13 protein-coding genes and 1 pseudogene are annotated in these 12,717 nt (G+C 67.3%); 9 read left to right on the top strand and 5 right to left on the bottom strand.

What is annotated here, in order from left to right; translation table 11 throughout:
• The 6 genes from RI03_RS01240 to RI03_RS01265 form a co-directional block, all read left to right on the top strand.
• On the top strand, positions 1-220 hold a 220-nt coding region (locus RI03_RS01240; protein WP_010214627.1), incomplete at its 5' end, for a hypothetical protein.
• Positions 213-545, top strand: a complete 333-nt coding sequence (locus RI03_RS01245; RefSeq protein WP_010214628.1) for a S4 domain-containing protein — start codon at positions 213-215, stop codon at positions 543-545. The genes RI03_RS01240 and RI03_RS01245, both read left to right, overlap by 8 nt.
• A 33-nt stretch (positions 546-578) precedes the next feature.
• Complete coding sequence (fdxA, locus tag RI03_RS01250) at positions 579-920, top strand: ferredoxin FdxA (protein ID WP_010161422.1); 342 nt, start codon at positions 579-581, stop codon at positions 918-920.
• A 246-nt stretch (positions 921-1,166) separates the two neighbouring features.
• Entirely contained in the window at positions 1,167-1,700 is a 534-nt protein-coding gene (locus RI03_RS01255) for a CarD family transcriptional regulator (RefSeq protein WP_010161421.1), read from the top strand.
• A 257-nt stretch (positions 1,701-1,957) separates the two neighbouring features.
• On the top strand, positions 1,958-2,677 hold the full coding sequence (locus RI03_RS01260) for a head GIN domain-containing protein (RefSeq protein ID WP_010214629.1): 720 nt from the start codon (positions 1,958-1,960) through the stop codon (positions 2,675-2,677).
• Positions 2,678-2,721: 44 nt separating this feature from the next.
• Positions 2,722-3,438: a head GIN domain-containing protein gene (locus tag RI03_RS01265; protein WP_010214630.1), complete on the top strand. Its 717-nt coding sequence runs from the start codon at positions 2,722-2,724 to the stop codon at positions 3,436-3,438.
• A gap of 150 nt (positions 3,439-3,588) precedes the next feature.
• Here RI03_RS01265 and RI03_RS01270 read toward each other — a convergent pair whose 3' ends face one another.
• Positions 3,589-4,002, bottom strand: a complete 414-nt coding sequence (locus RI03_RS01270; RefSeq protein ID WP_010214632.1) for a DUF1489 family protein — start codon at positions 4,000-4,002, stop codon at positions 3,589-3,591.
• Between the two features lie 25 nt (positions 4,003-4,027).
• Positions 4,028-5,425, bottom strand: a complete 1,398-nt coding sequence (gene mgtE / locus RI03_RS01275) for a magnesium transporter (protein ID WP_010161417.1) — start codon at positions 5,423-5,425, stop codon at positions 4,028-4,030.
• Positions 5,426-5,552: 127 nt separating this feature from the next.
• On the opposite strand from mgtE, the gene RI03_RS01280 reads away from it, so the two are divergent.
• Entirely contained in the window at positions 5,553-6,008 is a 456-nt protein-coding gene (locus RI03_RS01280) for a peptidylprolyl isomerase (protein ID WP_010214633.1), read from the top strand.
• A 130-nt stretch (positions 6,009-6,138) separates the two neighbouring features.
• Here RI03_RS01280 and RI03_RS01285 read toward each other — a convergent pair whose 3' ends face one another.
• On the bottom strand, positions 6,139-7,029 hold the full coding sequence (locus tag RI03_RS01285) for a LysR substrate-binding domain-containing protein (protein WP_010214634.1): 891 nt from the start codon (positions 7,027-7,029) through the stop codon (positions 6,139-6,141).
• Positions 7,030-7,363: 334 nt separating this feature from the next.
• On the opposite strand from RI03_RS01285, the pseudogene RI03_RS01290 reads away from it, so the two are divergent.
• A pseudogene (locus RI03_RS01290) lies at positions 7,364-9,645 on the top strand (CDC48 family AAA ATPase).
• On the opposite strand, the gene RI03_RS01295 reads toward RI03_RS01290, so the two are convergent.
• The gene (locus RI03_RS01295; RefSeq protein WP_010214635.1) at positions 9,592-10,953 is read right to left on the bottom strand and encodes an MFS transporter; all 1,362 of its coding nucleotides are present in this window, start codon (positions 10,951-10,953) and stop codon (positions 9,592-9,594) included. The pseudogene RI03_RS01290 and the gene RI03_RS01295 sit on opposite strands and share 54 nt — an antisense overlap.
• Positions 10,950-12,122 (bottom strand): phospholipase D-like domain-containing protein, encoded by a 1,173-nt coding sequence (locus tag RI03_RS01300; RefSeq protein ID WP_010214637.1) that lies wholly within the window; start codon positions 12,120-12,122, stop codon positions 10,950-10,952. The genes RI03_RS01295 and RI03_RS01300 overlap by 4 nt, the downstream gene beginning before the upstream one ends.
• Positions 12,123-12,260: 138 nt before the next feature.
• Here RI03_RS01300 and rpoZ point away from each other — a divergent pair, with 138 nt between their 5' ends.
• Positions 12,261-12,605 (top strand): DNA-directed RNA polymerase subunit omega, encoded by a 345-nt coding sequence (gene rpoZ, locus RI03_RS01305; RefSeq protein WP_010161409.1) that lies wholly within the window; start codon positions 12,261-12,263, stop codon positions 12,603-12,605.
• Positions 12,606-12,717: the final 112 nt, after the last annotated feature.

Below are 12,717 nucleotides of genomic sequence, written 5' to 3' on the forward strand. Positions count from 1 at the left end.
CCAGCCGTTCGCGCTCGATCCGGCGCTCGCGCTGTCGATGGGGCTGACCCCGCCGACGATCGAGAAACTGATGGCGGGGTTCGGCTTTCGCCCGGCACCTGCGGAGGACACCGGTTCAACACCGCGCTGGGTCTGGCGTGGCCTCCCTACCGTCCGACCCGTCGCCGCGCCGCGCGGCACGGCCTTTGCGGCGCTCGCCGATCTGGCGGTGCATGGCTGAAGCCTTCCCCCGCGGCCCGAGCATGCGGCTCGACTGTTTCCTCTGGTTCGCCCGGATCGTGAAGACGCGCGGCATCGCGCAGGGGATGGCGGCGGGCGGGCGGTTGCGGATCGACGGACGTGCGGTCGACCGGCCCGCCGCGGCGGTGCGCGTCGGCAGCGTGCTCGCCTTCGCCACCCCCTCGGGCCGGGTTCGCGCGATCCGCGTCGAATGCCTCCCCGAACGCCGCGGACCGCCCGAAGCGGGGCGCGCCTGCTATACCGACCTCATCGAAAATGACCGAACAGGCACTGCAATCATTGACGAGGCGGGCGCTCGGGCATAGCAGCGTCGGGTTCGTTGCTCCGGGAGTTACCTAATGACCTACGTCGTCACCGATGCCTGCATCAAGTGCAAGTACATGGACTGCGTCGAGGTGTGCCCGGTCGACTGCTTCTACGAAGGCGAGAACATGCTGGTGATCAACCCCAGCGAGTGCATCGATTGCGGCGTGTGCGAGCCCGAGTGCCCCGCGGAAGCAATCCTGCCCGATACCGAGAGCGGCCTCGAGCCGTGGCTGGAACTTAACACGACCTTCTCGAGCCAGTGGCCCAACGTCACGCGCAAGGCGGACCAGACTCCGGCGGACGCGGACGAGCACAAGGGCGAGACCGGCAAGTATGACAAATTCTTCTCGGCGGAACCGGGCGCGGGCGACTGAGCTGGAACCGACGGATCGGATTCGGGACTGCCGCCGGCGTTTTACGACGCCGGCGCAGCGCGTTCGGCGACGTTTGGCTGGTAATTTTATTACGACTATGTTAAACCGGGACTGACGGTAAGCGCTATCAGTGCTTTTCCGACACGGAGACGTTCAAACCCATACACCCCCCGCGTGCGCTGATGCAGCCTTGCTGCGTGTAGTGCGTTGCACCGGGATACCCGGTTCACAGAAAGGTCTAACGGAATGGCTGCCAAGGCGCTGTCCTTCGACGTCGGCGATTATGTCGTTTACCCCAAGCACGGCGTTGGCCGTGTGATCGAGCTCCAGCGGCAGGAAATCGCCGGGATGCAGCTCGAACTCTATGTTCTGCGGTTCGAAAAAGAGCGGATGACGCTGCGCGTGCCGACCAACAAGGCGGAAAGCGTCGGGATGCGCAAGCTTTCCAGCGACAAGACGCTGCGCGAGGCGCTCGAGACGTTGACCGGCAAGCCGCGCGTCAAGCGCACCATGTGGTCGCGCCGTGCGCAGGAATATGAAGCGAAGATCAATTCGGGCGACCTCGTGTCGATCGCCGAAGTGGTCCGCGACCTGTTCCGTGCCGACGACCAGCCCGAGCAGAGCTATTCCGAGCGGCAGATCTTCGAAGGCGCGACCAGCCGCCTCGCGCGCGAACTCGCCGCGATGGAGCAGGTCGACGAGCCGACCGCACAGGAAAAGATCCTCGAGATCCTCCGCAAGGCGGCCGCGATCCACAACAAGGACAAGGCTCCGGCCTGATCGTTTGTGGACGGACGTGGTACGAAAAAGGGGCGGCCGGCAACGGCCGCCCCTTTTTCGTTGTGGCGGGTCGATCGCTGACGGGAGTGCCTTGCCTGCGTTTCGAGCGCGTGCGCGGGTCCACCGCGCCACAATAACGGTCCGCTCCCGTTGCACGGTGGATGCTGAAACGAGTTCAGCCGGACGGCAGCTTGGGGCGGGGGGTTGCACCGGACGCGCAAAGGTGTACTAATAAGGCAACACACGGGAGGTGGCGTATGCGCAGTCTGACCTTGATCGCCGTCCTCGCGCTCGCGGGGTGTTCGAACACGAGCGACGCGGCCGAACCTGCCGGGTCTGGAACCACCCGCACCTTTGCGATCAGCGATTTCAGCGCGGTCTCGCTTCGCGGATCGGACGATGTCGATGTCCGGGTCGGCACCGGCTTCTCGGTCCGCGCCGAAGGGCCGCGCGCCGAGCTCGACAAGCTCGAGATCGTCCGGGACGGCGATACGTTGAAAATCGGGCGCAAGAAAAGCCTCGCCGGGTTCGGCTGGGGCGGCGGGCGACGGGGCGTGAAGGTGTTCGTGACGATGCCGCGCATCACCGGCGCGCAAATCGCCGGATCGGGCGATCTCGTGATCGACCGGGTCGAGGGGCAGCGCTTCGGCGGCGAAGCGGCGGGGTCGGGCAACCTTTCGATCGGGGCGCTCAGCGTTCCCGAGGCGCGGCTGTCGGTCGCGGGTTCGGGCGATATCGATGCCAAGGGCCGGGTCGAACGGCTGACGATCGACGTCGCCGGATCGGGCAGCGTTGCGGCGGGCGGCGTGAAGGCGCGGACGGCGACAGTCTCGGTTGCGGGATCGGGGGATGTCCGCGCGGACGTTGCTGGCCCGGCACGCGTTTCGCTGGTCGGCTCTGGCGATGTCGATCTCGGGCCGCAGGCGCGCTGCACGGTTAGCAAGACCGGGTCGGGCGACGTCCACTGCGGCGGCTGAAGCGCGCGCTTGCGTAAGGAACCGTTCGCGGCGATGCCGTTCGGATGAGGAATGTCCGCCTGTTCGCCTTGCTTCTCCTCGTTGCGCCCGGTGTTGCATCGGCGGCGACGGGGCGCTCCTATGTCGTCACCGACTATGACAGGATCCGGATCGACGGACCGTTCGACGTTGCGCTGACGACCCGCACCGCGCCGTCGGCGCGCGCGGATGGCCCGGCGGAGGCGAGCGACACGATCGATATCCGGGTCGAGGGGCGGACGCTCGTCGTGCGCGCGGGTAGCCGGGGCTGGGGCGAGGTTCCCCGGCGCGGGACGGCGAAGGCCCTGGTGATCCGGCTCGGCGTTCCGATGCTGCGCGGCGCGACCGTGGTCGGCGGCGGGCGGCTCGCGGTGGCGGGGCCGTTCCGCGCGCAACGGATCGACCTGCAGGTCACGGGGAGCGGATCGATCGACGCGCCCGGGCTCGATGGCGACGAGCTTAACGCGACGATGCTCGGATCCGGCGCGATGACGCTCGGCGGTCGCGGGGGGCGCGTACGGTTGCTGACCAGCGGAACCGGGGGGATCGACGCGACGGCGCTGCGCAGCGATGCGCTGACCGTGCGGCTCGACGGATCGGGGACGGTGACCGCGACCGCGCGCTACACCGCCGATGCGACGAGCACGGGGCTTGGCGCGGTGACGATCTACGGCAAGCCGACGTGCCGGGTTTCGAGCGCGGCGACCGGGCCGATCCGATGTGGCGCTGGTCCGGCACCGTAAGGCGCTTTTATCGAACGGGACTGGGATGGAATGTACCCAACGCCCCTCCTCCCGTTCGTTTCGAGCGAAGTCGAGAAACCGGGCACAGCGCAGGTTTCTCGACTTCGCTCGAAACGAACGGTTGGGGGAGACCCCTGGGATCGATGCGCCTCAGATCAGTCCCAACGCCGCCAGCTTGCCGATGAGTGCCGCCGGCATCGCATCCCCCACCACCACGTCGCCGCCCAGATCCGCGGGCGCATCGCCCGGTTCGAGATAGCGCCACCCCTGGTGCGCGCGCTTGGGGCGGCCTTCGGTCAGCACCAGCGCGGGATCGATGTGGATCGCGACGCGCCCGCCCTCGGCCTCGCCGAAGCCGAGGATCGGCGAGCGCGCGACCAGCGTGTGCTTGATGATCCAGTAGAGCGACCCGCCCGTGCTGCCATCGCGCACGATCTCCTCGTGTCGCTTGGGCAGGTAGCGCGTGGTGAGGAACACCGGACCTTCCGCGCCGCGTTGCTTGAGCCGTTCGGCGAGATGGTCGAGGCTCGTCGCGCCGAACGCAACCTTGGTCAGATGCAACATGGGATGCGATTTGGGCGCGGCGGGGTCAGCCGCCAAGCCCCCATAGCGTCGCAAGTCCCAGAAACGACAAGAAACCCATCACATCGGTCATCGTCGTGACGAACACCGCCGACGACACCGCGGGATCGACCCCGGCGCGCTCCAGCGACACCGGCACGAGCACGCCCGCCAGCCCCGCTACAAGATTGTTGATGATCATCGCCATCGCGATCACGATCGCGAGCCCGGTGTTGCCGAACGCGAGGTAGGTCCCGCTCCCGACCAGCACCCCGAGCATCGCGCCATTGGCGGCGGCGATGCGGAATTCGCGCAGGATCATCCGCGCGGTGTTCGAACTGGTCAGCTGGTTGGTGGCAAGCGCGCGCACGACGACCGCGAGCGTCTGCGTCCCCGCATTGCCGCCCATCCCCGACACGATCGGCATCAGCACCGCCAGCAGCGCGAACCGCGCGATTTCCCCCTGGAATGCGCCGACCACCGACGCCGCGAGCATCGCGGTGCCAAGGTTGACGACCAGCCAGGTGATCCGCGTCCGCACCGTCAGCAGGATCGGTTCGTTGATGTCGCCGTCGCCCGCGCCCGACAGGCGGAGGATATCCTCGCCCGCTTCCTCGGAAATGATGTGGACGATGTCGTCGACCGTGATCATCCCGACCAGCCGCCCGCCGGGATCGACCACCGCCGCCGAGATCAGCGCATATTTCTGGAAGCGCAGCGCGACCTCTTCCTGGTCCATGTCGACCGGGATCAGCGTCTGTTCGCGCTGCATCACGTCGCCGATGCCGATCCCGCGCGGGGTGCGCAGGATCCACGACAACGCGACCGTGCCGATCGGCTTGTGCGCCGGATCGACCACGAAGATTTCCCAGAAATCGGTGGTCAGCGCGTCGTGCGTGCGGAGGTAATCGAGCGTGTCGCCGACGGTCCAGTGCTCGGGCACCGCGATCAGCTCGCGCTGCATCAGGCGGCCCGCGGATTCCTCGGGATAGCTCAGCGCTTCCTCGATCGCGGCGCGATCATCGGGGTCGAGCGCGCGGAGCACCTCGCGCTGGTCGGCGGGCTCCATGTCCTCGATGATCGCGACCGCATCGTCGGTGTCGAGTTCGGACGCGATATCCGCGACCTGACTCGCCGAGAGCGAATCGATCAGATCCTCGCGGACGTAATCGTTCATCTCGGCAAAGACGTCGCCGTCGAGCAGGTCGGTGATCGCACTCGCGAGCGCAGCGCGGCAATCCGCCGGGGTCAGCTCGAACAGATCCGCGATATCGGCGGGGTGGAGCGGTTCGACCAGCGACCGGGCCGTTTCGGCGTCGCCCGCCTGCACCGCGTCGATCACCGCGCGGACGAACTCGGGCTTGAGCCGATCGTCCTCGTCGAGCTGGGTCGTGTCGGTTTCGGGTAGGAGCTCGGTCTCGCTCACGGGTGGACCTCCTGTTGCCCTTAAGCCGCTCGTCTAGCCCGATATGGGAACAAAGCCAATCAGTGGCGATTTGCCTCTGCGGCGGTGCATCGCTACGGCAGCGTCAGTCCCAATTCAGGAGCCCAACATGGCCGATCTTCCCGAAAACCTGACGCTCACCCTCGACGGCGGCGACGTCGTGATCAAGCTGCGTGGCGATCTCGCGCCGCAGCACGTCGCGCGCATTGCCGAGCTGGCCAATGACGGCTTCTACGACGGCGTCGTGTTCCACCGCGTCATCCCCGGCTTCATGGCGCAGGGCGGCGACCCCACCGGCACCGGCATGCACGGTTCGGACAAGCCCAACCTGCCGGCCGAATTCTCGAAGGAGCCGCACGTCCGCGGCGTCGCGTCGATGGCGCGCACCAACGATCCGAACTCGGCGAACAGCCAGTTCTTCATCTGCTTCGACGACGCACGCTTCCTCGACGGCCAGTACACCGTGTGGGGTCAGGTGACGTCGGGCATGGAGCACATCGACGCGCTGCCCAAGGGCGAGCCGCCGCGCGAGCCGGGCAAGATCTTGAAGGCGACGGCTGCTTAAACGCTTTTCTTAGCCCCTCCCCCTCGGGGGAGGGGTTGGGGTGGGGAAGTCCAGCAGGGCCACCTCTCTGCTAGGCACTTCCCCACCCCCAAACCCCTCCCCTGAAGGGGAGGGGCTTTAGAAGAAAAATTTACACACTCGGATCCGCGATCGTCGCGATCAGCCAGTCGTGGAACAGCTTGACCGGTTTCTGCAGCAGTGCCCGCGGGCGGCACGCGAACCAGTAGCTGTACGGGCTCTCCACCGAGATATCGAACAACCGCACGATCCGTGGATCGTTGGCATCGGCGAAATGGCTTTCGTGCATGAACGCGATGCCGAGCCCCTGCGCCGCCGCCTCGAGCATGAGCGCGCCCGAATCGAAATGGTCGACCGCGAGCGGCTCGAGATCGGTTAGCCCCGCCGCGGCGCGCCATGCGCTGAACGTGTCGGGCATCTCGCGGTGGACCAAGGCGGTCAGCCCGGCGAGCTGGTCCGGCCGCACGACCGGATCCGGCCCTTCGATCAGCGATTTCGCCCCGATCACATAAACCTGGTTGCGATCGAGCCGTCGCGAATAGAGCGCCGGATCGATATCGCGCGCTAAGGCAATGACCGCGTCGAGCCCCTCGCCGAGCCGCGAGATGTTGTGCGTGCTCGTATCGATGTCGAGATGCAGCTCGGGATGCTGCGTGCGCAATTCGCCGAGCCGCGGGAACAGCCGTTGCGACGCGTACAGCGGCAAAATGCCGAGCCGCAGCCGGAGCACATCGGTATTGCTCGTCATCACCTCGACCGCGTCGGACAATTGGTCGAGCGCAGGCGCGATCTGCTGGAGCAGCCGGTCGCCATCGGCGTTGAGCACCACCGCCTGATGGCGGCGTTCGAACAACGGACGCCCGATGAATCGTTCGAGCGACTGGATCCGGCGGCTGAGCGCCGGCGGCGACAGGGCCAGTTCCTGCGACGCCGCCTTGATCGACCCGGTCCGGGCGACCTGGACGAACGCTTCGATCGCGGTGAGTGGCGGTAATCTCCGCATGAGGAGCCTTTCCCAAGCCAAATGGTGCGACGCACCATGTTGCTATCGTTCAATTACAGAATACGCGACACGCGCAATCGATAGCGACGATTGCAGAAAGCGCAATCGTCTCCAATCCTTTCGCACTTGCAACATAATCCCGGTCCGGGCATTTAGACGGTGCCTTTCAGGCATCCTCTCCTAAAACTTTCAAGGCCGATCCTCCGGGGTCGGCCCTTTTTTTGTCCGTCGCAGATCGGGCGCAGATGCGGACCGCCTTGGCGCGCGCCCTCGTATTCGCGGAACCGACCCCCTATCTCGCGCGCTCATCAGCGGGTTTCGTGAGGGAATGACTATGGCGGACGCCGAGGCGCCGATTCGGAAATTGCAGGTTGCCAATGCCCGCGCGGAAGACAGCGGGCGGGGGCTGGCACATGTCCCGCGCTCGATGCTCGCAGCGTTGGGGATCGGCGAGGGCGACGTGATCGAGATCGTCGGCAAGTCGACCACGCCTGCGCGCGCGGTCGCGCCTTATGCCGAGGACGAGGGGCTCGAGATCATCCGGATCGACGGGCTTCAGCGCGCCAATGCCGGGGTCGGGTCTGGCGACTTCGTCGAGGTTCGCAAGATCGAATCGAAGCCCGCGACGCGGGTGGTGTTCGCACCCGCACAACAGAACCTGCGGTTGCAGGGTTCGTCCAATGCACTCAAGCGCACCTTCTTCGGGCGGCCTTTGTGCCAGGGCGACGTCGTCGCTACCGCAGGGCAGCAACGCGTCGACAACATGCCGCCGGGCGTCCAGAACATGCTGCGCGCGCCCGCTTATGCGCTGCAGGAGATCCGCCTCGCAGTCATCTCGACCGTCCCCAAGGGCGTGGTGCATGTCGACGAGACGACCGAGATCGAGCTTCGCCCCGAATATGAGGAGCCGAAGGAAGCGCGCCGCGCCGACGTCACCTATGACGACATCGGCGGCATGGGCCCGACGATCGACCAGTTGCGCGAGATGGTCGAGCTGCCGCTGCGCTATCCAGAGCTGTTCCAGCGCTTGGGTGTCGATCCGCCCAAGGGCGTGCTGCTGCACGGGCCGCCCGGAACCGGCAAGACGCGCCTCGCGCGCGCGGTTGCTAACGAGTCGGCGGCGGAATTCTTCCTGATCAACGGGCCCGAGATCATGGGCTCCGCCTATGGCGAGTCCGAAGGCAAGCTCCGCCAGGTGTTCGAGGAAGCGGCGAAGGCCGCGCCGTCGATCGTGTTCATCGACGAGATCGACTCGATCGCGCCAAAGCGTGGGCAGGTGTCGGGGGAGGCAGAGAAGCGCCTCGTCGCGCAGTTGCTGACGCTGATGGACGGGCTGGAATCGCGCGCCAACGTCGTCGTCATCGCCGCGACCAACCGCCCCGAGGCGATCGACGAGGCCTTGCGGCGTCCCGGCCGGTTCGACCGCGAGATCGTCGTCGGTGTTCCCGACGAGCGGGGGCGGCGCGAGATTCTCGGCATCCATACGCGCGGCATGCCGCTCGGCGACAAGGTCGACCTCGGCGAACTCGCGCGGACGACCTATGGCTTCGTCGGCGCCGATCTGGCGGCACTCGCACGCGAGGCGGCGATCGAAGCGGTGCGCAAGCTGATGCCGCGGCTCAACCTCTCCGAAGGCACGATCCCGCCCGAGATCCTCGACACGCTTGCAGTGACTCGCGAGGATTTCCTCGATGCGCTCAAGCGCGTCCAGCCGAGCGCGATGCGCGAGGTGATGGTCGAGGCCCCGCGCGTCCGCTGGGACGATGTCGGCGGGCTCGACTTGGCGCAGATGCGGCTCAAGGAAGGCGTCGAGCTTCCGCTCAAGGATCCCGACGCCTTCCGCCGGCTCGGCATCCGTCCGGCCAAGGGCTTCCTGCTGTACGGTCCTCCGGGCACCGGCAAGACGCTGCTCGCCAAGGCGGTCGCGCGCGAGGCGCAGGCCAACTTCATCGCGACCAAATCGTCGATCTGCTCAGCAAATGGTATGGCGAGAGCGAGCAGCAGATCGCCAAGCTGTTCGCGCGCGCGCGGCAGGTGGCCCCGTGCGTCATCTTCATCGACGAACTCGATTCGCTGGTCCCGGCGCGCGGGAGCGGTGGTGGCGAGCCGCAGGTGACCGAGCGCGTCGTCAACACGATCCTCGCCGAGATGGACGGGTTGGAAGAACTCCAGTCGGTCGTCGTGATCGGCGCGACCAACCGGCCCAACCTGATCGACCCGGCGTTGCTGCGGCCGGGCCGGTTCGACGAGCTGATCTATGTCGGCGTGCCGGACCGCGCAGGGCGCAAGCGCATCCTGACGATCCAGACCGGCAAGATGCCGCTCGCCGAGGATGTCGATCTCGATGTCGTCGCGGGACGGACCGATCGCTTCACCGGCGCGGATCTCGAGGATCTGGTGCGGCGGGCGGGTCTCACCGCGCTGCGCGAGTCGATGTCGATCAGCGAGGTGACGATGGCGCATTTCGAAACCGCGCTCGGCGATTCGCGCGCGTCGGTCACGCCGGAGCTTGAGCGCGAATATGAGGCGATGTCCGCGCGGCTCAAGCAGGATGCGACCGCGCTACAGCCGATCGGCTTCGCCTTCCCGCCCCGCACCGGCGAGGGACCGCGCTGACGGCTCGCGCAACGTGACGCGGCAGTAGACGAGAAGCACCAGCATCGCTGCCCCTGCCACGAGGTAGGGCAGCGCATGCTGGGCTTCGTACAGCCCGACCCCGATCGACGGCCCGAGCACGAACGCCGCGCCGTTGATCGACGTCACCTTCCCCGCGACCGACCCCTGCGCATGATGCCCGACCGCGAGCGATGCGCCAGCGGTAAAGGCAGGTCGCGTGAAGCCGAACCCGACCGACGCGAGCGCATAGGCGCAGGCGATGCCGTAGAGCGACGTCGCCACCCCGGTCAGCGCGCAACCGACCGCCGCGATCGCCAGCCCGACCAGCATCATCGCGCGCGGGCGCAGGTCGAGATTGGGGATGATCCCCCATTGTACCAGAAGCGCCGCGAGCGCGCCGATCATCAGCACGATCCCGGTCGGCTGGAGCGCTGTCGCGGGGAGCAGGTGCAGCCGGTCGATGACGAGGAAGCCGATCGCCTGGCCGGTCATCGCCTGTCCGTGCCCCGCGACGAGTCCCGCGATCAGCCACGCGCGGATGCGCGGGTCGCGATAGCCGACCTGTTCGGCGTGCTGTTCGGTCGCGGCCTCGGTCGCTGCGACGATGCTCGCGCCGCCGCTTTGCCCGCCGATCGAGGGATAGGCGTTGGCCGCGCCGTGCGTCGCGGTATCGGGGTGCAGGTCGTTGGGGAGCAGCCGCCGCACCGCGATCCACACGCCCAGCCCGAACAGCGCGAACAGGAAGGCGGGGCCGGACAGCCCGATCTCGACCCCGGCGATCGTCCCGAGCACGAGGAACGGCGCGATCGTCGGGCCGAGGATCGTCCCCAGCCCGAACGCCGAGCCGAGCAAGGTCAGCGCCTTGGTCCGTTCCTCGCGCGTCGTATTGCCCGCGACCAGCGCCTGCACCGCCGGCGGCGCGGCGCAGCCGAAGCTGCCGTAGATCAGCCGCCCGAGGATGAAGCAGACGAACGCGGTCGTCCCGCCGATCCAGCCGTTGATCCCGGCGGCGAGGAACACCCCGCACACCAGCAGCGACACGCAGAACCCGCCGACCCCGAGCAGGATCATCGCACGCCGCCCGTGCCGGTCCGACCGGCGGGCCCAGAACGGCGCGGCGATCACCCACAACAACGCCGAGACCGAGAACGCCGCCGCCACCGCGCTGTCGGGGACCTTCAGGGATCGGCCAAGCGCGGGGAGGACCGATTGCAGCGCGGTGTTCCCCGCCGCGATCGTCAGCATCACCGTGAACAGCAGGCCGAACTCGCGGTCGATCCGGCCTCTGGATCGGGTTGCCGCCGTCACCGCTCGGGTCCGAAATTGAGGCGCTTGGTGATGTTATAGTCGAGTACGGTCATCACGAAGAAGGCCGCGGCCTGTTTCACCCGCATCCACGGGCTGGTCCGCGCCTTGTAGAGTTCAGGCGTGATCGCCTCCGAATTGGCGACCTCGCCATCGACATAGCGGCGGACGTGCGCGGCGAAGGCATTGTCCTCGATCCGCAGCATCATCTCGAGATTGAGGAACAGGCTGCGGATGTCGTAATTGGCCGAGCCGATATAGACGACGTCGCCGATCAGGAACAATTTGGTGTGCAACTTGGTCGGCTGGTACTCGTAGATCTTCACCCGTTTGCGCAGCAGCCCGGCATAAGTGAAGCGCGATGCCCAGATTGCGGCGCCGTGATCGTTCCTGGAGGCCAGCACGATCCGCACGCGCCCGCGCATCCCGACCTTGTCGAGCCGCCGCAGCATCCCCGGATTGGGCGCGAAATAGGCCGAGATCAGGTCGACCTGGGTGGCGTCGCGCAGGTCGCGCTTCACCGCCCGCGCCCAGGGCGACAGCCGCCGCGTCGGTCCGCCGAACAGCCAGCGCACGGTCCCCTGCGGCTCGCTCCATGCCGAGAGCGCGCGACGCAGCGTCCGCAGCGGCGGCTTGGGTTGCCCCGCCCAGCGCGCGAGCACGTCGAAATAGCCCGTGATCCGCTGCGCCGCCGGCCCCTCGACGATCAGCCCGAGATCACGCCACGCCTGTTCGGCGACGGTGCCGAAATAGCTGTCCTGGACGTTGAACCCGCCGATGATCGCGCGGGGGGTCGCGGTTTCGCCATCCGCGAGCGCGAGCTTCTGATGATTGCGGAGCAGATAGCGCCGTCCCCAGCGCGGCACGAAGCGGCAGACCTGCACCCCGCCGTCGCGCAGCGGATCGAAGAAATCGTGCGCCGAAGCCACCTCGCTGCCGAGCCCGTCGACGATCAGCGACACCGCCACGCCCCGCGCGCTTGCGCGGAGCAACGCGGCGCGCACCGCTTCGCCCGCGTCGTCATCGACGTAGATGTAGAAGATCACGCGGAGCGACTGGCGCGCGCCATCGATCAGCGCGATCAGTGCCGCCAGACGGCGCGGCCCGGTATCGAGCATCGTCAGCCGGTTGCCCGCCACGGAGAACGTCGGTTGTGGCGCCAGTTCGGTCATCGCAGCGCGTGATGCCGCCAAGCGGCAGGCGCCGCAAGGTGTCGAAGCCGTGCGCGCGGCCGATTTTCTTGACTCCTGTCGGGTTGCCGCCTAGGGGATCATCTTTCCGAATACCGTCGTTTGCGAAGGAAGCCATTCATGGCGCGCGTCACTGTCGAAGATTGCGTCGACAAGATCCCCAACCGGTTCGATCTTGTCCTGTTCGCCGCCCAGCGTGCGCGGGCGATTTCGGGTGGTGCCGACCTTACCGTCGATCGCGACCGCGACAAGAACCCGGTCGTCGCCTTGCGCGAGATCGCGGAAGAGCGCGTGCGTCCGGCGCATCTGAAGGAGTCGGTCATCAACGGTCTCCAGCGCGTCCAGGTCGACGACGAGGACGAAGCGGATGCGGTCGGCAGCCTGTCGGCATCGGCCGAGGCGCTCCGCCTCACCGCCGCCGCCCCGCCGCGGAACCAGAATCTGGGTGCCGACTACGAGGGCTGAGGCCTTTCTGAGCGAAGTTTGACCCCGGCGTTGCGCCAGGGGCTTCGACTTCGCTCAGCCCGAACGGATGTGGTGGCTACCGCTGCACATCCGTGCAGGCGTGATGGTGAAA

The organism is Sphingomonas sp. PAMC 26621 (assembly GCF_000251145.1).
Taxonomy (GTDB): domain Bacteria; phylum Pseudomonadota; class Alphaproteobacteria; order Sphingomonadales; family Sphingomonadaceae; genus Sphingomonas.

Excerpts from the sequence above, each read along its gene's own strand:
- RI03_RS01245 (WP_010214628.1), top strand. The coding sequence starts at position 213 with ATGGCTGAAGCCTTCCCCCGCGGCCCGAGCATGCGGCTCGACTGTTTC.
- fdxA (WP_010161422.1), top strand. The coding sequence starts at position 579 with ATGACCTACGTCGTCACCGATGCCTGCATCAAGTGCAAGTACATGGAC.
- RI03_RS01255 (WP_010161421.1), top strand. The coding sequence starts at position 1,167 with ATGGCTGCCAAGGCGCTGTCCTTCGACGTCGGCGATTATGTCGTTTAC.
- RI03_RS01260 (WP_010214629.1), top strand. The coding sequence starts at position 1,958 with ATGCGCAGTCTGACCTTGATCGCCGTCCTCGCGCTCGCGGGGTGTTCG.
- RI03_RS01265 (WP_010214630.1), top strand. The coding sequence starts at position 2,722 with ATGAGGAATGTCCGCCTGTTCGCCTTGCTTCTCCTCGTTGCGCCCGGT.
- RI03_RS01270 (WP_010214632.1), bottom strand. The coding sequence starts at position 4,002 with ATGTTGCATCTGACCAAGGTTGCGTTCGGCGCGACGAGCCTCGACCAT.
- RI03_RS01280 (WP_010214633.1), top strand. The coding sequence starts at position 5,553 with ATGGCCGATCTTCCCGAAAACCTGACGCTCACCCTCGACGGCGGCGAC.
- RI03_RS01285 (WP_010214634.1), bottom strand. The coding sequence starts at position 7,029 with ATGCGGAGATTACCGCCACTCACCGCGATCGAAGCGTTCGTCCAGGTC.
- RI03_RS01300 (WP_010214637.1), bottom strand. The coding sequence starts at position 12,122 with ATGACCGAACTGGCGCCACAACCGACGTTCTCCGTGGCGGGCAACCGG.
- rpoZ (WP_010161409.1), top strand. The coding sequence starts at position 12,261 with ATGGCGCGCGTCACTGTCGAAGATTGCGTCGACAAGATCCCCAACCGG.